Source organism: Corynebacterium sp. S5S1 (assembly GCF_001913985.1).
GTDB lineage: Bacteria > Actinomycetota > Actinomycetes > Mycobacteriales > Mycobacteriaceae > Corynebacterium > Corynebacterium marquesiae.
Map to the genome: position 1 here is coordinate 107998 of NZ_MKXT01000005.1, position 22191 is coordinate 130188.

17 protein-coding genes and 1 pseudogene are annotated in these 22191 nt (G+C 60.5%); 8 read left to right on the plus strand and 10 right to left on the minus strand.

Annotated features, from left to right (window positions below; genetic code table 11):
* Nucleotides 1-3 precede the first annotated feature (3 nt).
* A pseudogene (locus BKN05_RS03005) lies at nt 4-2803 on the minus strand ((Fe-S)-binding protein).
* Between the two features lie 250 nt (nt 2804-3053).
* Here BKN05_RS03005 and BKN05_RS03010 point away from each other — a divergent pair.
* Genes BKN05_RS03010 through BKN05_RS03020 form a run of 3 tightly spaced genes read left to right on the plus strand, consistent with a single transcriptional unit; the run spans nt 3054 to nt 4679 of the window.
* The gene (locus tag BKN05_RS03010; protein ID WP_179387067.1) at nt 3054-3632 is read left to right on the plus strand and encodes a DUF6230 family protein; all 579 of its coding nucleotides are present in this window, start codon (nt 3054-3056) and stop codon (nt 3630-3632) included.
* The gene (locus BKN05_RS03015; RefSeq protein ID WP_286687913.1) at nt 3622-4089 is read left to right on the plus strand and encodes a DUF6114 domain-containing protein; all 468 of its coding nucleotides are present in this window, start codon (nt 3622-3624) and stop codon (nt 4087-4089) included. The genes BKN05_RS03010 and BKN05_RS03015 overlap by 11 nt, the downstream gene beginning before the upstream one ends.
* Nucleotides 4086-4679: a hypothetical protein gene (locus BKN05_RS03020; protein WP_286687914.1), complete on the plus strand. Its 594-nt coding sequence runs from the start codon at nt 4086-4088 to the stop codon at nt 4677-4679. The genes BKN05_RS03015 and BKN05_RS03020 overlap by 4 nt, the downstream gene beginning before the upstream one ends.
* A gap of 18 nt (nt 4680-4697) precedes the next feature.
* Here the strand turns inward: BKN05_RS03020 and BKN05_RS03025 are convergent, their stop codons facing one another.
* From BKN05_RS03025 to BKN05_RS03035, 3 genes are all read right to left on the minus strand, one after another.
* On the minus strand, nt 4698-6635 hold the full coding sequence (locus tag BKN05_RS03025) for an ABC transporter ATP-binding protein (protein WP_286687915.1): 1938 nt from the start codon (nt 6633-6635) through the stop codon (nt 4698-4700).
* Entirely contained in the window at nt 6635-8377 is a 1743-nt protein-coding gene (locus BKN05_RS03030; RefSeq protein WP_286687916.1) for an ABC transporter ATP-binding protein, read from the minus strand. Before BKN05_RS03030 ends, BKN05_RS03025 begins: the two co-directional genes overlap by 1 nt.
* A gap of 85 nt (nt 8378-8462) precedes the next feature.
* Nucleotides 8463-8882 (minus strand): methylenetetrahydrofolate--tRNA-(uracil-5-)-methyltransferase, encoded by a 420-nt coding sequence (locus BKN05_RS03035; protein WP_286687917.1) that lies wholly within the window; start codon nt 8880-8882, stop codon nt 8463-8465.
* A gap of 172 nt (nt 8883-9054) precedes the next feature.
* On the opposite strand from BKN05_RS03035, the gene BKN05_RS03040 reads away from it, so the two are divergent.
* From BKN05_RS03040 to BKN05_RS03050, 3 genes are read left to right on the plus strand one after another with little or no spacing between them, the layout of a single operon-like run.
* Nucleotides 9055-9840 (plus strand): phosphoadenylyl-sulfate reductase, encoded by a 786-nt coding sequence (locus BKN05_RS03040; RefSeq protein ID WP_286687918.1) that lies wholly within the window; start codon nt 9055-9057, stop codon nt 9838-9840.
* Nucleotides 9840-10739 (plus strand): sulfate adenylyltransferase subunit CysD, encoded by a 900-nt coding sequence (cysD, locus tag BKN05_RS03045; RefSeq protein WP_286687919.1) that lies wholly within the window; start codon nt 9840-9842, stop codon nt 10737-10739. The genes BKN05_RS03040 and cysD overlap by 1 nt, the downstream gene beginning before the upstream one ends.
* The gene (locus tag BKN05_RS03050; protein WP_286687920.1) at nt 10739-12022 is read left to right on the plus strand and encodes a sulfate adenylyltransferase subunit 1; all 1284 of its coding nucleotides are present in this window, start codon (nt 10739-10741) and stop codon (nt 12020-12022) included. The genes cysD and BKN05_RS03050 overlap by 1 nt, the downstream gene beginning before the upstream one ends.
* On the opposite strand, the gene BKN05_RS03055 is transcribed toward BKN05_RS03050, so the two are convergent.
* From BKN05_RS03055 to BKN05_RS03070, 4 genes are all read right to left on the minus strand, one after another.
* Nucleotides 12019-12207 (minus strand): hypothetical protein, encoded by a 189-nt coding sequence (locus tag BKN05_RS03055; RefSeq protein ID WP_286687921.1) that lies wholly within the window; start codon nt 12205-12207, stop codon nt 12019-12021. The genes BKN05_RS03050 and BKN05_RS03055 overlap by 4 nt on opposite strands.
* Before the next feature lie 201 nt (nt 12208-12408).
* The gene (locus BKN05_RS03060; RefSeq protein WP_286687922.1) at nt 12409-13110 is read right to left on the minus strand and encodes an LppP/LprE family lipoprotein; all 702 of its coding nucleotides are present in this window, start codon (nt 13108-13110) and stop codon (nt 12409-12411) included.
* 102 nt (nt 13111-13212) lie between these two features.
* Nucleotides 13213-13893: an LppP/LprE family lipoprotein gene (locus BKN05_RS03065; protein ID WP_286687923.1), complete on the minus strand. Its 681-nt coding sequence runs from the start codon at nt 13891-13893 to the stop codon at nt 13213-13215.
* A gap of 124 nt (nt 13894-14017) precedes the next feature.
* Entirely contained in the window at nt 14018-14611 is a 594-nt protein-coding gene (locus BKN05_RS03070; protein WP_286687924.1) for a hypothetical protein, read from the minus strand.
* A gap of 766 nt (nt 14612-15377) precedes the next feature.
* Here BKN05_RS03070 and BKN05_RS03075 point away from each other — a divergent pair.
* Nucleotides 15378-16361 (plus strand): hypothetical protein, encoded by a 984-nt coding sequence (locus BKN05_RS03075; protein ID WP_286687925.1) that lies wholly within the window; start codon nt 15378-15380, stop codon nt 16359-16361.
* 23 nt (nt 16362-16384) lie between these two features.
* On the plus strand, nt 16385-16975 hold the full coding sequence (locus tag BKN05_RS03080) for a nucleosidase (protein WP_286687926.1): 591 nt from the start codon (nt 16385-16387) through the stop codon (nt 16973-16975).
* Between the two features lie 53 nt (nt 16976-17028).
* On the opposite strand, the gene BKN05_RS03085 is transcribed toward BKN05_RS03080, so the two are convergent.
* A complete protein-coding gene (locus tag BKN05_RS03085) occupies nt 17029-18402 on the minus strand; it encodes an AI-2E family transporter (protein WP_286687927.1) in 1374 nt (457 codons plus the stop codon).
* 119 nt (nt 18403-18521) lie between these two features.
* Entirely contained in the window at nt 18522-21965 is a 3444-nt protein-coding gene (locus tag BKN05_RS03090) for a bifunctional proline dehydrogenase/L-glutamate gamma-semialdehyde dehydrogenase (RefSeq protein ID WP_286687928.1), read from the minus strand.
* Between the last annotated feature and the right edge of the window lie 226 nt (nt 21966-22191).

Here is a 22191-nt window from a genome sequence, read left to right on the forward strand (position 1 = left end):
CGCCTACTCAGATTCAGGTGGCTTTGGCACGCTTTCCGACGCCGGCGGTGCCGGAGCCGCCGGAGGTGCTGGCGGGGTCGGTGCGGCTGGCGGCTCAGCCTTTGGCGGCGTGGGCGCAGCAGGAGCCTGTGGAGGTTTCGGGGCTGCCGGCGGCGTTGGTGCTGCCGGAGCTGCTGGCGCTGCAGGCGGCGTCGGTGCGGCTGGTGCCTTGGGTGCAGGTGCTGCTGGGGCACTTGGCGGGGTGGGTGCGCTCGGTGCAGCGGGAGCAGCTGGTGCTGCCGGTGCTTGGGGAGCTTGCGGTGCAGCTGGTGCGGCCGGTGCCGCGGGCGTTGTGGGTGCGCTAGGCGGTGTTGGAGCTGCTGGTGCCTTGGGTGCAGGTGCTGTCGGGGCACTTGGCGGGGTAGGAGCGCTCGGCGCAGCGGGAGCAGCTGGTGCCGCTGGTGGCTGGGGAGCTTGTGGCGCAGTTGGTGCCGCCGGGGCCGCGGGCGTTGTGGGTGCGCTTGGCAGTGTTGGAGCGGCTGGTGCCTGTGGCGTAGGTGCTGCTGGAGCACTTGGAGGGGTGGGTGCACTCGGTGCTGCAGGAGTCTGCGGTGCAGCCGGCGCTGCGGGTGCGGCAGGTGCTGCAGGAGCGGCGGGGGCTGGCGCTGGTGCCGATGCATCTGGGGTGTGGGTGGTATTTGGGGTGGCGGAAGTAGGGGCGTCGGCAAGCGGGGCGTCAGTGGCGCCCGCGGACTTCTGGTGGCGGACGGGGGTAGCAAGGAACGCCTTGGGATGGGGCTCAGGGAGGGTGCCGGACTCGTCGAGGGAGATGGAATTGCGCAGCATAACCGCCACGTCATTGACCTTGGGGGTGGGGGCGGAATCCTGCGCCAAGGACTTCACGCCGCCGGTCATCATGACATTGCAGAAGGGGCAACCGGTGGCGATTTCTTCCGCGCCGGTCTCCAAAGCCTGCTCGGTGCGGAAGTCATTGATGCGGGTGCCGAGCTTTTCCTCCATGAACATGCGGGCGCCGCCGGCGCCACAGCAGAAGGCTTCATCGCGGTTCTTGTCCATCTCGCGCAGCTCCACGCCGGTGGCCTCGAGCAGCTCGCGCGGAGGATCGAATACCTTATTGTGGCGGCCGAGGAAGCACGGATCGTGGTAGGTAATGGGCTTGCGATTCTCCGGTGTGCGCGGAACCGGCTTGAGCAAGCCCTCGCGGACCAGGCGGTTAAGCAGCTGGGTGTGGTGGAAGACGTCGAAATGCCCGTCAAAGTCTGGGTACTCGTTGCGGATGGTGTTAAAGCAGTGTGGGCAGGTGGTGATGATCTTGCGCTGGCCCTCTGGCACACCGTCGAAGGCGTTGTTGAGGGTTTCTACGTTTTGCTGCGCCATCATCTGGAAGAGGAACTCGTTGCCGGCGCGGCGGGCAGGGTCACCCGTACAGGTCTCACCCGTGGAGAGCACGCCAAACTTCACGCCTGCGGTATGCAGCAGGTCTACAACGGCGCGGGTGGTGCGGCGGCCATCGTCATCATAAGCGCCAGCGCAGCCCACCCAGAGCAGGTATTCCATATCGGAGAAATCGGCCTCGTCTTCACCAATGATGGGGACGTCGATGCCATCGGCGCGGGCCTCATCGATCCAGGCGCGGCGCTCAGAATTATTCCGGCCCCATGGATTGCCCTTGTTTTCCATATTCTTAAACAGGCCGGTGAGCTCGGAAGGGAAGTCCGATTCCGCAAGTACCTTGAAACGGCGCAGGTCCGCAATGTGGTCGATGTGCTCAATATCGGTTGGGCACTGATCCACGCACGCACCGCAGTTAGTACAAGACCACAGCACGTCATCATCGATAACGCCGGCCATGGACAGTACATCCACGCCCTCGTGAGGGTTGTAGTTATCCAGTGCGCCCTGGCGCAGGTCCATCATGACCTTTTTGGGGCTCAGCGGCTTTTCGGTATTCCACGCCGGGCATAGTTCTTGGCAGCGGCCACACTCAGTACAGGAGGTGGAATCCAGCAACATCTTCCAACTACCCGGGGTGATGTCTTCTTCCAAGTCTGGAGTGGGCAGTTCTTGCAATGCCTTTTCACCGGTGGCGTTGCGCTGGAAGAAAATATTGAAAAAGCTGGTGAAGCGGTGCCACATCACGCCCCACTGGAAATTGCGGGAAATGAAGACGATAAACAGCATGCCGGATAGCAGCTTGAACAGGGCGAAAAAGCTCACCAACGCCGGGGATTCGGGGAAGAGCTTGGCCAAGTGGATGCTCAAGAAATCCGCCCAGGCGGAGCCGCCGCCGTAGGTGGCGATCTTGGTGGATTTCACCAGGATCATGCCGAGTCCCTCAGAAAAGACAATGAACTCTACCCAGCGCGCCGAGGCGGTCTGGGAGTTGAAGAAGCGGCTGCCCCGCTCGGTATCGCCAAGCTTGAGGCGCACGCCGATGTAGGACCGTCGCGATGCCCAAGATTTCCTCAACGAAGTGGTAGACCGGCCAGTGGCTGAGCCACGGCCAGCCCTTATTCGGTGCGAAGGTTTGGATATAGGCCTCAAACCACACCAGGATGCCGAAAAGGAATCCCACCATCACCAACCAGTGGGCGGCATTAATCAGAGGTTTGCCCTTGAAGTGGGAATGGCCAAAGACCTCTGCAATAACGCGCCATAAACGCTTGCCTATATTATCGGTGCGCTTGAGCTGGCTAGGTCCGCCGGAGCGGATGAACTTAAAGAGGGCCCATACGCGGGTGAAAAAGTACAGCCACACCGGAATCGATGCGGCTATAGCTATCCAACCGAACACGGTGGTCATGCGTGCTCCTTTAATACTGATGCTCCACGTTGTTATCTACCTTAAAGCCTAGGGGTGGAAATCAGAGAGTCTGCATTCAGTGCGGTATCACGGCGGGGTGGGCTGTACACTGTCAAGATGAGAAACTCGGCCGCCATATTCTGCTAAACGTGCTGTGCACGGCGGCGGAGTATAGCCAGTGCTGGTGGCCGCAGCGTGGCCGAACCCGCCAAGAAGAGGACCTAGACCGCCGCAGAAAGGGCAAACCGCCATGGGCAAAACAAATATCACCAAGGCCGCGGTGGCCTTGACCGCAGGCCTTGCTGCCTTTGGTGTTACTGGATTCGCCGTGGCGCAGGGCGGCTTGACCGCGAACCTGGCCCTTTCCGGTAGCTTTTTCAAGATCACCATGGGGCACTTGGATGGAGAGGGCTTTTCGCTTTTTGTTGATGATGATCAAAAGGCCGAAGAGCACCTTCCTGTCGCGCGCATCAAGCTGGACCATGCCAAGGTCTCAGATCTCTGCCTTTCCGTGACAGTTCCGAAGGTACCCGGCGTTGGTGGGGAGGCCACCCTAGCGTTGAAGGCTGAGGGCGAGGGCAGCGTGGAGTCCGATAGCCTGCTGGTCGGTGCGACCGACGTGGATGGCTCCTTGGTGATGCAGGATGTCAACGTGGGTATCGATGCGAATCAGCTCAGCGATACCGCGGATCCTGGCGCGTGGGGCCTGTATTCCAAGCAGGTCTCCCTCAAAGCGGATGATGTAAAGGCCACCTCCGTGGGTGCACAGCGCCTTTCTGCCAAGAACGTCGGAGTAACGGTGCGGAGGGGTTCGGATAATGGCTGCTGAGTCGACCACGGAAGACACGCAGACCCTCCCGGTGGCGGAGGCAACGGGCGAGGAGGAATCTAAGCCCAGCCTGTGGCGGCGCTTCCGCCGCTGGCGCAACGGCCGGCCCTTCCTTCCCGGACTGTTGCTCATTTTGTCCGGCATCATCATTGCCGCGCCGGCCTATATCACCATCCGGATCTCTGACCTTTTGGTCATGATCTCCACTATTTCTGGCGTATCTACGCTGCTTATCGGCGTCTTGCTAGCCATGTTCGGCCTTGGTGCGTGGTTCCAGCCGGCAACCTCGAATTATGTCGGTGTGCTAGGCATCATCGTGGCCATTATCGCCTTGCCGACGTCCAATTTGGGCGGCTTCATCATCGGCTCCCTGCTCGGCATCATTGGCGGGGCCTTTACCTTTGCGTGGCAGCCAGGTGAGAAAAAGCGCCGCGCCAAGGGAGCAGCAGAGCAATGACGAGGGCGATGCCGCGGGCGGCGCGTAGCTGCTTGGCTGTACTCACCTGTGCCTTGGTCGTGTGCGGTGTGAGCGGTTCCGAACGGGTTAATGCACAAGACGCCCCGGCGGTTCCGTACTTCAGTACCGTCTTCGCGGATACGGTGACGCTGACGAAGAGTGTCACCGTGTCCTTGGGTACTTTCCCCACCGCCAGCGGTGATGTGCGGGTCCTGGAGCTGAAGGGCGAGAACCTCGACATCGACAACCTTGGGATCACGCTGCCTGGCCGCTATGGCGATGGCATGCTAACCACGGGAGGGGACACCACCGGGGTACGCGGCGGACCGGTGACCATTATGGCTACCGAGCTTAAGGCCACCCCGGCAGTGGGTAAGGTTTCTGCACCCCGGGCGGAAATCGATTTAAGCCGCGACGATATCAATGCCGTGTTGGACAAACTTGGTATTCCAGAGGCTCACCCCGTCCCCGATGCGGAAGTGCCCGATGTAGTCATGGACCATCTCGAGCTGCGCGATGTCACCCTTGAGCTGGTGAACCTCAAGGGTGCTCACTTCAGTGCGCCGACCGTGACGGTAGGGCTGGAGTAGCTCACCGCCGGCGAAGACCTACCCTTGAGCGAACTGGGACTGATGCAGGCGCCAGTATGCGCCTTGGGCCGCAAGGAGATCGTCGTGCGAGCCTTGTTCCACGATGGTGCCGTTTTCCATGACGAGGATGAGGTCAGCATCGCGAATGGTGGACAAACGGTGGGCAATGACGAAGGAGGTGCGGTCCGCGCGTAGCGCGTTCATCGCCTCTTGGACGAGGACCTCGGTACGGGTATCGACCGAAGAGGTGGCCTCATCAAGGATGAGCAGCGCGGGCTGGGCCAAGAAGGCGCGGGCAATGGTGATGAGTTGGCGCTCGCCGGCCGAGATAGCACCGCCGTCTTGGTCGATGATGGTGTCGTAGCCATCGGGCAGCGCGTGCACGAAGCGGTCCACATAGGTCGCCTTTGCCGCAGCGATGACTTCTTCGTCCGTCGCATCCAAGCGGCCGTAGCGGATGTTCTCCAGGATCGAGCCCTTGAAGAGCACGGCGTCCTGGAGCACCATGCCCACCTGGGAACGCAGGGTATGGCGAGGCATACGGGCGATATCGTGCCCATCAATGCGAATCTGACCGCCATCTAGCTCATAGAAGCGCATGAGTAGGTTGACCAGGGTGGTCTTGCCGGCACCGGTGGGGCCGACAATGGCCGCGGTTTGGCCGGGCTCCACGCGCAGGTTGAGGCCGGTGATGAGCTCTTTATCCTTTGCGTAGGAGAAGTCAACGCCTTGGAACTCCACGAGTCCTTGGGCGCGGCCGGGAAGGTCCTCGTCGGTGGTGTCGGGGGCTTGCTCTTCGGCGTCGAGAAGCTCAAAGACGCGCTCGGCCGAGGCCACGCCGGATTGCACCTGCTGCATCATGCCGCCGAGCTGGCCTAACGGCTGATTGAACTCACGGGAGTATTGGATGAAGGCAGTGGCAGCGCCCAGTGTCATGTGGCCATTGGCCACGCGCAGACCACCCAGGATCGCAATGGCCACATAAGACAGGTAGGACAGGAATTGCATGATGGGCATCATGATGCCGGACAGGAACTGGGCCTTAGCTGCGGAGCGGTAGAGCTCCTCATTGCGCTTGTCGAATTCCTCCGTCATGGCCTCGGTACGGCCGAAGACGATGGCTAGGTCGTGGCCGGAGAACGATTCTTCTACCTGGCCGTTGAGCTGACCGGTGGAGCGCCATTGCGTTGTGAACTGGCGCTGCGAGCGGCTACCGATGACGCCGATAACTAGACCGGTAAGCGGCAGGGACAGGAGGGCCACCAGAGCGAGCTGCCAGGAGACGCTGAACATCATGATGGTGATGCCAATGACCAGCAGCGCGTCATAAAACAGCTGCGATAGCGCCTCCTGCAGGGCCTGCTGCATGTTGTCGATGTCATTGGTGGTACGTGAGAGGATATCGCCGCGCTGCTGGGAATCAAAGTAGTTGAGAGGCAGCGCATTAATCTTCGCCTCCACGCGCTCGCGCAGGTCAAACACGATATCCATGCTTAACTTGTTGAGGATGGCTCCCTGCCACCACTGGAAGCCAGAGGAGACGATGTACATCGCGATCACGGTGATGATGAGCGTGCCCAGGTGCTTAAAATCGATGCCTTCACCGGGGATGAAGTCCATCGCGGAAGCCATATCCGCAAAGCGGTCCTGGCCCTCAGCGCGCATGCCCGCAATGGCTTGCTCGGCGGAAATATTAGAGGGCAGGTTGCGCGAAATGACGCCGGCAAAGATGACGTCCATGGCCTTGCCCATGATCTTCGGGGCTACCACGGCCAAGAAGATGCAGACTATGTTCATTGCCGCGACGGCCCACAGGCGGCGCTTGAAGGGAGCAAGCAGGGAGAAAAGGCGTTTGGTGGAGGGCCAGAAATTCTTGGCCTGACGGGGTGCGGAGCCGCCCATCGGATCAAAACCGGCATCCGTGGACTCGGCGGTAGAGGTGGTGTTTTCAGCCATTAGTTTTCGCCCCCTGCCACACCGGCGGTTTCTTGGGAATCAACGATTTCTTGGTAGACCGAGCAGCGGCCCAGGAGTTCCTCGTGGGTGCCGCGGTCAACGATGCGGCCGGCGTCCAGCACTAGGATTTGGTCGGCATCCCGAATGGATGCCACGCGCTGGGCGACGATAATGCTGGTCACCGGCTTTTCGCGCTCGGCAAACGAGGCGCGCATTGCCGCCCGCACCTTGGCATCGGTGGCCACGTCCAGCGCGGAGAAGGAATCATCGAAGAGGTAGACCAGTGGGCGGGCAACAAGCATGCGCGCGATAGACAGGCGCTGGCGCTGGCCGCCGGAGACATTCGTGCCGCCTTGAGATATGGGCATATCTAGGTCCTCAACGAAGTCAGCTTGGGCCACGCGCAGCGCCTCCCAGAGCTCTTCATCGGTGGCTTCGGGGCGGCCCAAGCGCAGGTTAGAGGCCACCGTGCCGCTAAAAAGGTAAGCCTTCTGCGGGACGAGGGAGACGCGCTGGACGATGTCCTGGCGGGCCAGGGAGGTGGTAGGGGTGGCGTCGATAAGCACCTGGCCCTCGGTGGGGACGTACAGGCGTGGGATGAGGGAAACCAGGGTGGTCTTGCCCGAGCCCGTTGAACCGATGATGGCGGTAGTGGTGCCGGGCTGAGCGGTAAAGGAAATGTCTTCTAGCACCGGCGCATCCGCACCGGCATAGGAAAAGCCCACATTGCGAAATTCCACCGTGCCCACGCAGGTCTCCGGAGAGGTGGTGGAGCTGGGTGGAGTAATGGAGGGCTCGTGCTGGAGCACCTCGGTGATGCGGCGGGCACAGATAATGGCGCGCGGCAGCATCATCGCCATGAAGGTGCCCATCATGACCGCCGCCAGAATCTGCAGCAGGTACTGCAGGAATGCGGTGAGCGAGCCGACGTTGACTAAGCCCTCATCCACGCGGTGACCGCCAAACCACAGGACCGCGCCCGTGGCCACGTTGAGGATCACCGTAATGAGCGGGAACATCACCACGAAAAGCCGGCCGATGTTCAAGGACAGGCGGGTGATGTTCTTATTTTCTTCGGTAAAGCGCTCGGACTCATAGGCCTCGCGCACGAAGGCACGCACCACGCGGATGCCGGTGATCTGCTCGCGCAGGGTGCCATTGATGGAATCCAGCTTGTCCTGCATGGAACGGAAGAGCGGCATGAGGCGGGAAATGATAACGGAGATGGTACCGAGCAAAACCGCCACGGATACCCACACTAGCCAGGACAAGCCGGCGTCTTCGCGCACGGCCATGATGATGCCGCCGATGGACATGATGGGTGCGGTCACCATGAAGTTCAGCATCATCATATAGACCATTTGCACCTGCTGGACGTCATTGGTGCCGCGGGTAATAAGCGTAGGTGTGCCAAAACGGCTCATGTCCTCAGTGGACAGGGAATTAACGTGGCGGAAGACCTCGCCGCGTAGATCTCGGCCGACGCCCATGGCGGTGCGGCTGCCGCACCAAACTGCGCCGATGGCGGTGATGACTTGGGCAAAGGCTACGGCCAGCATGATACCGCCGGTGCGCCAGATGAAGTCCACATCGCCCTGAGACACACCTTCATCGATGATCTTGGCATTAAGCGATGGAAGGTACAGCGTGGCAGCTGTTGACAAGGCCTGCAGGACAAGTACCGCGATGAAATACGGCGTATACGGCGCCGACCGTGTAATGAGAATGCGAACCAGATCCATGGACTCGCGCCCCTTTCCTTGCCGTGGCTGGGTAGCCGTGCAAGTTTATACCGGTGGTGGGTGGGGCGCTAGTCGGTAATTGCTGCTAAATCCCCACGTGAGCCAGCTGTGCGCGGGTGATGACGCTGCGCCAGTCTTCAAAATCCTGCGGTGGGGCGCATAGGCCTTCCCATGTGGTGACGGCCACGCCGCGAGCCTTGAGCTCCAATATGAGTAGCTCGCGATTGCCAGAGGCGGCCAAGTGGTGGATTTCGTTCTGCGTGATGTCGCCGTCTGGTCCTACCCGCACGTTGCCGATAAGGCGCAAGCGGGGAGTGGTGCCGGGGCCGCAGTGGGATCCTGAGACGGCGTCGGAAAGCACGCCTGCGAGGCCAGCAAAGCGGCGGAGTAGACCGAATGGTGCGGTGCATTGGGTAATGAGGTCCACACACATGCCAGCGCTGACAAGCTTCTCGGCGGTGGATAGGGCTGCCGGGCCCTCCCCGATGATTGCTATACGCTGCATGAAAGTGCCTCCTTGTGCGGGGCGCGGACGCCCGCAATAGACTGTCTTGTCTGTAAATCTAGTCCGCTTGGTACGGATTGGAAACTTTTTATTCGCACCTCCCGCCAAGCTCAGCGGCTTTTCGCGCACAATCTCCTGCACCGCCTTGGGCTTTTGCCTAATGTGTGACGGCATGAACCCAACGACGAACCTGCTGGACGGTGGCAAGAACTACCGCGACCCCAGCATCTCCCCGGAAGGCACGCGCGATACCGCGCCGCTGGACGCCGAGGTAGCCGCGCGCAACCAGCAATTGGTGGACCAGTGGGCGGATAAGCTTTATGACGCCTCAGCGGAAACCATTACCGAATGGGCCGCCGAGCACGCACCCGGCCGCTTGGCCATGACCATGTCCATGGAAAATACGGTCTTGGCTGAGCTTGCCCACCGTGCTGGGCTCGATGCAGACCTGCTTTTCATCGATACCGGCTGGCACTTCCAGGAAACCCTGCAGGTAGCCGACGAGGTAGAAAAGCGCTACCCGGACCTCCCACTTGTTCGCGTGCTGCCTTTGCTCACCCCGGAAGAGCAAGACGAGGTGTATGGTCCGCGCCTCTACGCTCGCGATACCGCGGCCTATAACCGCATGCGCAAGGTCGAGCCGCTGAATATGGCGATGGACCCATATGCTGGCTGGGTCACCGGCCTGCGCCGCGCCGATTCCGAACACCGCGCCACCGCCCCAGCGCTGAGCCTCGACCGCACCGGACGGCTGAAGATCTCTCCCATCATCACCTGGGATCTGGACGATACGGACCGCTATATCGCGGACAACGACCTCATCACCCACCCACTCACCCTGCAGGGATACCGCTCCATCGGCTGCGCCCCGCTGACCTTCCCGGTTGGCGAAGGCGAGGATGCCCGGTCCGGGCGCGTATTTGCAGACGGCAAGACAGAATGCGGGTTACACGAATAATGAGCACACTTTCTCCACACTTAAAAGACCTAGAAAACGAGTCCATCCACATCCTGCGCGAGGTGGCCGGGCAGTTCGACAAGGTAGGCATCCTCTTTTCCGGCGGCAAGGACTCCGTCGTTGTCTTCGAGCTAGCCCGCCGCGCCTTCGCCCCAGCCACGGTGCCGTTTGAGCTGCTCCATGTCGATACCGGCCACAACTTCCCCGAGGTCATCGATTTCCGCGACCGCCTCGTGGAAGAATCCGGCGCTCGCTTGCACGTCGCCCGCGTCCAGGACTGGATTGACCGCGGCGACCTCCAGGAGCGTCCCGATGGTACCCGCAACCCGCTGCAGTCCGTGCCGCTGGTAGAGACCATCGCCGAGCGTGAGTACGACGCCGTCTGCGGTGGCGCTCGCCGCGATGAGGAGCGCGCCCGCGCCAAGGAGCGCATCTTCTCCATCCGCGATTCCTTCGGCGGCTGGGATCCCCGTCGCCAGCGCCCCGAGCTATGGGATCTATACAACGGCGGCAAGATGGCCGGCGAAAACGTCCGCGTCTTCCCCATCTCCAACTGGACCGAGTCCGATATTTGGGAATACATCGGCGCCCGCGAACTGGAGCTGCCCTCCATTTACTACTCGCATGAGCGCGAGGTATTCAAGCGCAATGGCATGTGGCTAGCGCCTGGTGAATGGGGCGGCCCGGCCGAGGGGGAGGAGCTGGAAACCCGCACCGTGCGCTACCGCACCGTGGGCGATATGTCCTGCACCGGCGCCGTGGAATCTACCGCAGCGACCCCGGACGAGGTGCTCGCGGAGATCTCCATTTCCACCCTTTCCGAGCGCGGCGCCACCCGCGCCGATGACAAACTTTCCGAGTCCGCCATGGAGGACCGCAAGAAGGAAGGCTACTTCTGATGACCACGACCCTCGCGCCGAATGTCGGCGCCCTCAAGCAGCGCGATACCCTGCGCCTGTGCACCGCCGGCTCCGTTGATGACGGCAAGTCCACCTTCGTCGGCCGCCTGCTCTATGACACCAAGTCTGTTCTTGCCGACCAGGTCGAGTCCATGGAGCGCACCTCTACCGACCGCGGCTTTGACGGCATGGACCTTTCCCTGCTTGTTGACGGCCTGCGTGCCGAGCGCGAGCAGGGCATTACCATCGACGTGGCCTATCGCTACTTCGCCACGGATAAGCGCACCTTCATCCTCGCCGATACCCCCGGCCACGTGCAGTACACCCGTAATACGGTCACTGGCATGTCCACCTCCCAGGTGGTGGTGCTTCTTATCGACGCCCGCCATGGCGTTGTCGAACAAACCCGCCGCCACCTCAATGTCGCCGCCCTCCTGGGCGTGCGCCATGTGGTCCTCGCGGTGAACAAGATTGACCTGGTGGACTATGACGAGCAGGTTTTCCGCGATATCGAGTCCGAGTTCAACCAGATCGCCACCCGCCTGGGTATCACCGATACCACCGTGGTGCCGATTTCCGCGCTCAAGGGCGATAACGTGGTCGAGCGCTCCGCCACCATGGAGTGGTACACCGGCCCGACCGTCCTCGAGGTTCTCGAGACCGTCCCTGTGGCCACCGGCCGCGCCGATGAGCTGGATTTCCGTTTCCCCATCCAGTACGTCATCCGTGAGCATGCCTCCGATTACCGCGGCTACGCCGGCCGCGTGAAGGCCGGCTCCATCTCGGTAGGCGATGAGGTTGGCCTTCCCGAGGGCCGCACCAGCACCATCACCCAGATCGACACTGCTGACAGTCCGGCCGACTCCGCCGCCACCGGCGACTCCGTGACGCTCCTGCTTGCCGACGATATCGATCTCGCCCGCGGCGATCTCATCGCCGGCTCCCAACGCCCCGCGGCCACCCGCGAATTCGACGCCACCGTTGTAGGCCTGACCGAAAAGGACATCAAGCCCGGCCAGATGCTCAAGCTGCGCTACGGATCCTCCCTGGTTAAGGCCCGCGTCGCCGCTGTCACCCGCACCCTGGATCTTGATGGCGTTTCCGATGTGGAAGATCCCGAGTCCGTCGCCATGAACGACATCGCCCACATCACTATCCAGACCCAGGCCGAGCTCCCCGTCGAGAACTACGCCGCCCGCGGTGCGGTGGGCAACTTCCTGCTCATCGATCAATCCTCCGGCAACACGCTTGCCGCCGGCTTCGTAGGCCACCGCCTGCGTTAGTCATCCTGTGCGCCGCTGCTGCTTCTCTCATTGCGCATCATTATGATGCCCGTGATTCCGAGGAGCAGCGGCGTGGAGATACCGAACACCGTAGGCCCTACTACGGTTAAGTTCACGATCAGCAGGACAATCGCCGCCATCAGCGCGAAAGCCCCGAATTTCTGCTGAAACGTCTTCTCGCTCATCCCTATCTCTCCTTCGGCTACGTTGTGGCCACGATAACCGCTTCTGGCTCCCCGCGAAAGCCTAGAACGCGGCCATTTCTTGGCTTCCGCACACTCCTGCGAATCCCGGACCGCCGCTTGGCGTCACGCAGCGCGCAAAACAAGCACGTTTCGCCGCCAAACTGGTGACAGTTTAGCGAAACGTGCTTGTTTTACATCGAACTATTGCATAGGCGGAACGTCGCCGGACATGACTACCTTTTGTGCACCTTCATCCCAACGGAAGCCGGCTTGTGTTGTCCCCGATGCTTCAGCGTTGCCCTCACCCTCCTTTGGCCAGCGGTAGGTTACTGCAATCTCGGAATCATCCACTCGGCTGACCTTTGGCGAAAACCCGTATGCCTTGGCGGTGGCCGTTCCTAGGTATTCGCCATTGTGGAAAAGCAGGATGTGGTAAGGCGAGGAAGCGGTCGCTCCTTCAAGCGTGACGGTTATCCACGAAAGAGCTGCGCACGGGTCAAAATTGGAGTCAAAAGGCTTCCACGGACTATCAAGTCCTGGATATGGTTCGACCTGAGCGATTGCCTTTTCATAGGCACTCTCGTCATTGTCAGAGCTGCACTCAGAAGAGCCACCATTGTCTTCACCGCGCCTTAGTGTGCTCTCTTGCTGCTTTTTCTCTGGAGGGGCTTCGACTACGGTAGTGGTCTTTCGTGCGGACTTTTCTTCAGTACTTTCGTCGGTGGAAGAGGTAACTTGATCCGCTTCGGGAGCGTTTTCCTTTGCAGCAGAGAAAGAAGGCGAATCTTCTGGATCCGCAGAATTACTTTCACAGGCTGCTAAGGAAAGGCAGAGAACACCGGCGCTAGTCACTGCTGCTGCGGAACGCAGTTGAAGCAAGAAACGGTCGAGGCTGTTTAGCATGGTCGAGTTTCCTTTCGCAGGACTATTAGCAGGAAGCCGAGTCAAACCCGAGAATAGCAACAACGCTGGCCAAGAAAAGCCGGAATGACGATCCTAGACTTTCTATCCCGTTGGCGGTACGTCGCCGGACATGATGACCTTTTGCTGGCCTTCATCCCAGCGGAAGCCAGCGTCAGTCGTACCGGAGCGGTTCGCGTTGCCTTCACCTTCGCGTGGCCAGTGGTAGGTTACCGCGATCTCGGAGTCACTCACGCGCTCAATAGTGGGGGCGAATCCATAGGGCTTTGCCGTTGCGGTGCCTAAGTATTCGCCATGGTTAAACAACATGATGTGGAACGGTGAAGAACTAGTTCCTCCCTCAACCATCAGCGTTTCCCACGATAGAGATGCACAGGGATCGTAGCCTGAGGAATCGAAAAGCTCCCACCCGATGGTGCCCCATGGAGCGACTTGGGATACTCCCTCGGAGAATGCCGTTTGGGCATCAGCTGCACCACACGACGAGGCGGTGTCGGCTTCCGGGCTTGGCTGCTCGTCATCCATCACGACGTTCGGAGGCACCGGCCGAGTAGGTTCTTCTTCCGTCGCAGTAGAGTCAATGGGTGATTCTTCCAGCTTGGCATCGCTGTTTTCTTCTGTAGAGGACATTGTCGTCGACTCAACTGAAAACTCCTGCGCGGTTGTATGCGAAGTTTCGTCATCGCAGGAAGCCAGGGAGAAACTAATGAGCGTCGCACTCGCTGCAATGATTATACGGCCTAGGTGGGCAGATGATTTAGGCATAAGGTATTGCTTTCAAATTGAGGCGGTAGATGAAAAGTCAAAGGGGTGCACGCTGCGTTGTATCGGGTGTAGGGAGACAACGCAGCAGAAGGGGAGTGACAGGGAATCGAACGCGGAATCGGGGTTAGCAGGGGTCAGAGAAATCCGCGTCATTATTGAGGGAACGGGCATTACCGCCATACTTGGCCTTGAGCTCGCAGACCTTGTCCACGCTGTGGCCGGCTTCGTAGATAATGGCATAGACAGAGCCGCTTTCAGTGCGGCTGCGCAGGGAACTACATGCGCTGCCCCGGATGATCTTGGAGCCTGGGTACTTCTTGTGCACTCGGTAGGGCTCAGAAATCGGATCAGTTGCCGGCGGGATGATGACCGATTCCGCGATGAGTACGTAGCTGCCATCGCATTCGCCGTACCAATAATCTTCTGGCGGAAATTCCTCCTCAGCGGTAATGGGCGTGTCGCGAACCTTTGGAGTTTGCGTTTGCTGTGCATCGCAGAGTTGGAGCTGGTTGGTCAGCTCCTTCGGGGCGCCAGCCGTGTCCAACTTGCCCTTGTCGTAGCACTGATTGACGGAGTCTCCAGTGGTATTGTCAGACCGGTACAACTTCCACTCATTATCGGTCCAGTAGAACAGTCCATAATTTGAGGATTGCTTTTGGGCCATGTAAAGCCAGGTGCCATCGCAAAACAGCTGAAGCGTGCCAATTGGAACGTCCATTAGGTTGTTGGCTAACGTTCCACACTTTTCCTCTGTGGAAGGTCCAGTGCTAGCGCCCTTAGCTTGTGTAGTCTTAGCTTTCTCCTCGGGCGTGGATTCTTTTTCAGAAGTCGCCTGTTTAGTGGTTTCCTCGCTGTTGTTCTCTTGAGAATGAAAATTCGGTTCAGCGCTGCTCGAACCATCAGAATTCTTGTTTCCCGTTAGCGCCCAGGCACCTCCGCTGATTAGCGCGATAACGGTTAGGACGGCAACGACAATAATTGCGGTGCGCTTGCCTTTGCCTGAAGAGTTAGTGTTTGTTCCAGTACCGGAGTCCTGTACAGGGGAGGCAGATTCGTACGAATCTGAATATGGGGTTGAATCTGATGAACCCCAAGAATTCTTGTCGTTCAAAGGCAATGCTCCTTTGTGCGCTGTCCAGAGAGAGAAATGCGAAAGAAGAGGGAATGGTTAAGAATCATTCCGTGTCATACTGTAGCCATATGAGTTGCAAGAATTCTCTCGAGTCGGACTATGAAAGGGGTATTTGCAACGTAATGAATCTTTCACGATGTAACCCTTAAGGATTAAGGTTGTCATCTGTTGGGAGACGGAGAATCAACGGTGGCGAAGCGGAGAGTTCCCAAATCCCCTAGGAAGGCTTCTTAACAATGTTCTTGCTCCGCGAAAGGGACGCAATGAAAGAAGTCCACAAAGGCCAATGTCCGGCTTAATCCCAAGCATGACCAAGAATTAAATCCCCGATGAGGGGGAGAAAGGAGCCCTCGTGGGCTTGGAGCGCAATCTCAATGCTGCGGAATTACATGCAACTCGCAACCGGGTGAGCGTGTCCCCGGATCTCATCCGCCGTTTGGGCGGTGCCTTGGGCTATGACGCAATTGAGGCTTTTGGATCTGAAGCACAGACGGACTTGAGCAAGGTCTTTGACCTGGGGGACATCATCGATCTGATGTTGCTTAGCCAGTTACCGGAGATGGAGGTCGCGCCGGGAGTGGAGCAGCAGGTAGAGGGGGACGTCGCTAAGCGGCTGCTCCGACGCATTAGCGCGGGTGATTATCTGACGCGCCAGCAGGTGCACGACCGCCTGCCGCGGGCGACGGTGATGCTGTACCGCATGGGGCATCCGCGCCTGTGGGCCTTTGCCGCCCGCCAGCGCCTGCCCCAGGACGCGGAAAGAGCTGTGCCGGATTCCTTCCACCGTGATATCACCGGCCCGTACACCACTCCGGAGGAAGCGTGGCTGGGCATGTACGTGGCCGATGCCACGCGGCTCGGGGAGCTAAACACCCAGGTAGATGGTGCCGGGTTGGACGAAGACAGGCAGCAGCGCCTGCGTCTGGGCATGAGCTTGGCCGATACATACCGCCAAGTGTGGAGCTCCGCGCGCGGCCATTGGCGCGTCAGCCCCCAGACGCGCTATATCGTGCCTTCGCGTTTTGGCTATTGCCCCTTTGTCTTCCGCGTGGCCGAGGGCGGCTGGCGCCGCGATTCCTTCGAGGGGAGTCACGATCGCTTCATGGCCACGGAGGGCTATTGGATCGACGTGGAGCGCGAACGGCTCATTCACCTCGGCGCGCCAGACCCGCACGATGCTTGGCTGCCTACGGCGCGGGTCGCGGCCGAAGCACCGACGGAGGAAGACCTGGCCGTCGCCCGGGTGCTCAGCGGGAAAATCATTGCCCTTGGCGCTGGCCAGAAAAACATTACGATTCGCCTGCGTCAGAAGAACCGCACATTGAACTTTGACTAGGGCGGGCAGGTATTCTCGCAGGCATGGAGAATCTCAACGGACGCACCCTTTTCGTCGCCGCTGTGGACGCGGAAGCCGCCCACATTCCGGAAGGCGAACCCCTGCTCATCACCGGAATCGGTACGGTTCCGGCGGCCATTGCGCTGACGGAAGCTCTTGCCGACGCCCGCGCTAACGGCGCCCTTCCCGATCGCGTGGTCAACATTGGCACGGCCGGCGCGCTTGTCGACGGCATGGCTGGCGTCTTCGAAATAGGCAAGGTCACCAAGCATGACTTCAAGTTAGAAGTGCTTACCGATATCAACCGCTACCTGCTGCCAGAGGCCATCGAGCTCGAGACCTCCGGCCGCCTGCCGGTGCGCGGACTGGCCACGGGCGACATGTTTGTCTCCGATACCGCCCTGCGCACCGAGCTGGCCAAGAAATCGCAGCTGTGCGACATGGAAGGCTATTCCATCGCCGCAGTATGCCAGCGCTTCGAGGTGCCCTGCACCCTGCTCAAGCAGGTCTCCGATTCCGCCAATGAGGAATCCAAGGGCACCTGGGCCAACGTCCTTGACTGCGGTGCGCGCCAGCTCGCCTCGGCCGCTACGGACCTAGGCTTTCTGCGCTAAAAACTAAAAAGCGCGCCGGGGAGGACCGGCGCGCTGCTTGTTGTGGCTGAGTCTTAGCTCAGCGGGCTCATGGACTGGTAGAGCTGTTCTACCTTGTCGCGTGGGGTCTCATCGTGTTCGTAGGTGAAGTCGCTGAAGTCTTCAGGATCGTCCTTGGAGCCGGTGATGATGTCTATATCGGAGGGCTCGACTTCGCCGGAGCGCAGCGCGGCCATCTCGGCGTGGTAGCGCACGACAACGGCGATGGTTGCGGCCACGGGGACGGCGAGGAAGGCGCCCACGATGCCGGCCAGGGTGGAGCCGACGGTCACGGAAAGCAGGACCACCGCAGCGTGCAGGCCCATGGCCTTGGACTGCAGCATGGGCTGGAGGACGTTGCCCTCTACTTGCTGGACGATGATGATAAGTGCAAGCGCCAGCAGCGCGTTGGTCAGGCCATTGGAGACCAGCGCGATGATGATGGCGAGCGCACCGGCGGTGACCGCGCCGATGATCGGGATGAAGCTGGCGAAGAACGTCACCACGGCGATGACGAGCGCGAGCGGAACTTGCAGCACCCACAGGCCAAGGCCGATGAGGACTGCGTCCACCATGGCCACCGCGGCCTGCGCCTGGATGAAGCCAGACAAGGTCTTCCAAATGCGGGAACCGAGTTCCGTGACGTGCCAGCCGGTGGAATTGCCGGTGTATTTGCGTAGCCACGGCAGGAACTTGTCGCCGTCTTTAATGATGAAGAAGGTGACAAAGAGCATGATCAGCGCGGCCACGACGATGGAGCTGGCCATCGAGAAACCAGAGATAACGCCGGTAGCGATGGTAGAGGCTTGGCCCTTGGCAAACTTGACCACGTCTTCGAGCACGGACTGTAGCTGGTCACTTTGGATATCGATGGGGGACTCTTCCACCATTTCCGTGAGTTGACTGATGCCATCTTCAGCTTGGTCAATGAGTGTCTGGCTTTGGTTGGTGACAACCGGGGCCATGGCGGCGAAAACACCGCAGAAGATAATGATGAGACCGAGCAAGGTGCTTACCGCCGCGAGCGAGCGCGGGAATCCCTTACCACGCAGCCAAGCGCTGATCGGATAGAGCACCGTGGAGACGAGGATGGCGAGCAGGACCGGCAGCAGGCCTACCCAAATGAACTTGAGCAGGTAGCCAGCAAGCGCTAGGCCGGCGACGATGAGGATAAAGACCACCGAGACCTTGGCCATGGTGCGGAAGTCCTTGGCCAGGACGGCGGATTTATCGTCGCGCTCGGCAGGGTGCTCGCTGGCAGCCTCTGCACCAAGGTGCGCATCATCATAAGAGACGAGGGTATGCGAATCTTCCTCGCCCGGCTTTTGGATCTGTGTTGCGTTGCCTTTTTCCTGCGCAGACGGGCGCTTGGCCTCGTCGCGGGAAGACGAATTATGTGACGTAGACATTGTCTACCACTATGCCACATAAAACTCGCAGCGCATATACGAGAAAGGAGGTAGCGGCCCACGGGCGGGGCGCTACCTCCCTTCAGTACCTTTAACGCGTCCGCTGACGCGGCCGGGAATTACTCGTCACGCAGGTTACCTACGTTGCGGATAATGCCGAAGCGGTGCATGGTAACCGAAACTGCCTGCTCAAGCAGGTAAGGCATGAGCTCACGGCGGCCGTCGGCAAGCACAGGCTGGTCCAGCACCACGGAGTTGGAGCGCACCGCGGCCTCGTAGATGGAATCCGGCACGGTGCCCACGGCGCGCACGCGGGAGGAGGCGTCATTGGCCACGTCGGTAGCAAAAGCCTCGTCGGTGATGGCCTTGACGTCGAAGCCGAGATCCTGCAGCTGGGTGGCAACCTCCGGGGTGGCGGAGATTTCCGTTGCAGTACCGGTGATGGCGGCGGCCAGCACCTGGCGAGCAACCTCGCGCAGCTCGTAGCCTTCGCCGACGCGCACGCGCAGCTTGGTCAGAAGTGGACGGTAGCGGAAGATATTAGCCTCAGAGACCAGGCCGGTGCGGTCGTGGTTGCGGCCGAACTCCTCCTGCCAGGCCACCTGGTCTAGCTCCGCGGCGCGCCACAGCCAGGTGATGTCCTCCTCGGTGAGCTTGTCAGAGAGGTTATCGCGCAGGCGGTGCAGTGCGGCGAGGCTTGCTGGGGCAATGTCCACGTTGCGCGGCTTGAGCTCGCCATCGGCCCACTCACCCATTTGTGCCACGTAGTTCGGGCCGCCAGCCTTGGCGCCTGGTCCCATGACGGACTTCTTCCAACCGCCGAAGGATTGGCGCTGGACAATCGCACCGGTAATCCCGCGGTTGACGTAGGCGTTGCCCACCTCAACGTTGTCGATCCAGTACTCAATCTCGGCGTCGTCAAGCGAGTGGATGCCGCCAGTCAGGCCGTAGCCGGTGTCGTTCTGCCAGGCAATGGCCTCTTCCAAAGTATCGGCGTACATGATGCCGAGGATGGGGCCGAAGCACTCATTCTTGTGGTACCAGGAGCCCGGCTGCACATTATCGCGGATGCCCGGGGACCACAGGGTGCCTTCCTGGTTGAGCTTTTCCGGCTTGAGGAGCCACTTCTCACCCGGCTCGAGCTGGGTCAAACCGCGCAGGAGCTTCTCGCTCGGCTCTTCCGCTAGGCCGTTCATGGTGGTGGTGATATCGAAGCCCGGGCCTGGCTTAAGGGTCTTGACGGCATCTAGCAGCTGGGTGCGTAGGCGCTCGGACTTACCAGCCGCACCGACGAAGATAACCAGGGATGCCGCCGAGCACTTCTGGCCGGAGTGGCCAAAGGCGGAGTTGTAGAGGTCATCGATGGCCAAGTCTGGGTCGGCCGCAGGGGTGATGATGAGCGCGTTCTTGCCGGATGTTTCCGCCATAATATTCATCTTCGGCTTCCAGGAACGGAAGAGCGCGCCGGTATCGGAGGCGCCGGTGAGGATGACATTGTCCACGTCATCGTGGGAGAGCAGGGCCTTGCCAGCCTCGGCTTCATCAGTCAGCACCAGCTGCACCAAATCTGGATCCAAGCCCTGGGCTTCGAGGGCGGTGCGGAAGGCCTCCACCACGAGCTTGCCGCAGTGAACTACCTGCGGGGCTGGTTTGACGATGACCGCCGAGCCCGCCGCCAAGGACGCCGCAATGCCACCGGTGGGGATGGCAATGGGGAAGTTCCATGGCGGGGTCACCACGGTGACGGTGTGCGGGGTGAACTCGGAGTAGGACTCCTCCAGCAGGCGCGCGGACTGGCCGTAGTAGGTGCAGAAGTCAATCGCCTCAGAGACCTCAGGGTCGGTCTGGGTAACGGTCTTATTGGCCTCATACGCAGCCACGGAGATGAACTTGCCGCGCTGAGATGCAATCTGATCTGCCACGGCCTCCAGTGCGGCGGCGCGCTCGTCGGCAGGGCGCTTGCCCCACTCGGTGCCGAGCTCCTTGGCGCGGGTGATGTGGCCTTCGACCGCCGTAGGGTCGGTAACCTCCGCGATGCCGTGCTCGCCCGGATTGCGCTTGAGCGCTTCCAGCGCCCACTGGCGGTTCGGCGCGAGCGCCGGGTCAGTGTCAGCCTCGTTAGTAAAGCGGCCAGTACGCGGTGCTTGGCGGCCGTCCTCCTCGAGGCGGTTCTGGGTGCGACGGGCGCCAGCGAAGGTGTCCCAGCGCTTGGCGACGGCCCGACGGAACGTCTCTTCCTGGTCTGCCAACGGCTCCTCGCCTGGGGCAAAGAGCGCGTAGAGGAAGTTCTGCGGCGCGGAGTTTTCCTCCAAGCGGCGTACCAGGTAGGACACGGCGACGTCGAAGTCTTCTGCGTGGACAACCGGGGTATAGAGGATCTGGCGGCCGTCAAAGACCTTGCGCACCGCTGCCTGCTGTGCTGGGGACATGCCCTGCAGCATCTCCGAATCCATCATGTGCAGCACGCCGCGCTTCTTACCCAGCTCATAGGCCATTGCCGCGGTGTAGAGGTTGTGGGTTGCTACACCGATGCGGACGCTATCGGCGTACTCTTCGCGCAGGATGAAATCCAATAGGCGGTAGTAGTTGGCGTCAACGTCGAGCTTGTTGGTGTAGGTAGCCAGCGGCCAATCGTGGACCTCGCCCTGCACGGTTTCCATGGATAGGTTCGCGCCCTTAACGATGCGCACCTTGACCTTGCCGCCGCCCTTAACCACGCGCTCCTTAGCAAAGTCAGCGATATCCTTGAGCGCATCGAAGGTATCCGGCAGGTAAGCCTGCAGCACGATGCCGGCATCCAGGGTGAGGAATTCCGGCTCGCTGAGTAGCTCTTTGAACAGGCGGATGGTCAGGTGGAGGTCGTGGTACTCCTCCATGTCCATGTTGATAAAGACCTTGTCGGTTCGGTTCGCCGCAGCCTGGTACAGCGGACGCAGGCGCTCCTTGAGGCGCTCTACCGAGCCATCGATATCCCATTGATTGAGCTGGGCCACCATAGAGGAAGCCTTGACCGAAACGTAGGTTACGCGTGGGTTCCGGATGAGCTTGAGGGTGCGCTCCGCGCGGGACTTAGCCTCTTCCTCACCGAGTACGGCTTCACCCAGCAGGTTGAGGTTGAGCTGTTCGCCGGATTCGGCGGCCTTGTCCAGAATCTTGTTGAGAGCATCAGACTCGGCGTCGAGAACGAGGTGGCCAACCATCTTGCGCATGTACAGGCGGGCAACCGGCATGACTAGGTTGGGCAGGATTGGGCCGAAGAAGCCACCGGCACCAACGAGCGCACCATTGATGCTGCCTAGGAACGACGGGTCATAGTGAGAGGAAATATCCTTCAGCGCGTGTGCGGCAACCTTGTCATCTTCTGGGCGCATGACGCGGTCGACGAAGTCCATGGTGAACTTCACGCCGTCCTCATCGCGCAGCAGGTCTGCGAGTTGTTCGGTGGCTTTATCTTCTTCGTCCGCAGTGGACTTCAACCAGTCGTGGGCGCGGCTGATAGCTGCAGGCAGGACTGCTTCCACATCATCAGAGATGGGCAAGCGGGTATTAGCAGGAGAAGTCATATGGGTTCTACCTCTTTTTCAAACGGGTCACATCCTAGAAACCACTTTTCACATGGGGGTGAAGGGCGATGTATCTGCGCCGGTCTGGAACTGCCGGCCGATACGGCGTCTGGATGTTGAGCGGTGAGCTATGTGGTGCTGCAGGGCGCAGCTGGGTGAGGAGCGAACACGCGGGTGCGCGCGACGCAAAGTGAGGGTCGCAGAGATTCGTGGTGAAATGCGATGT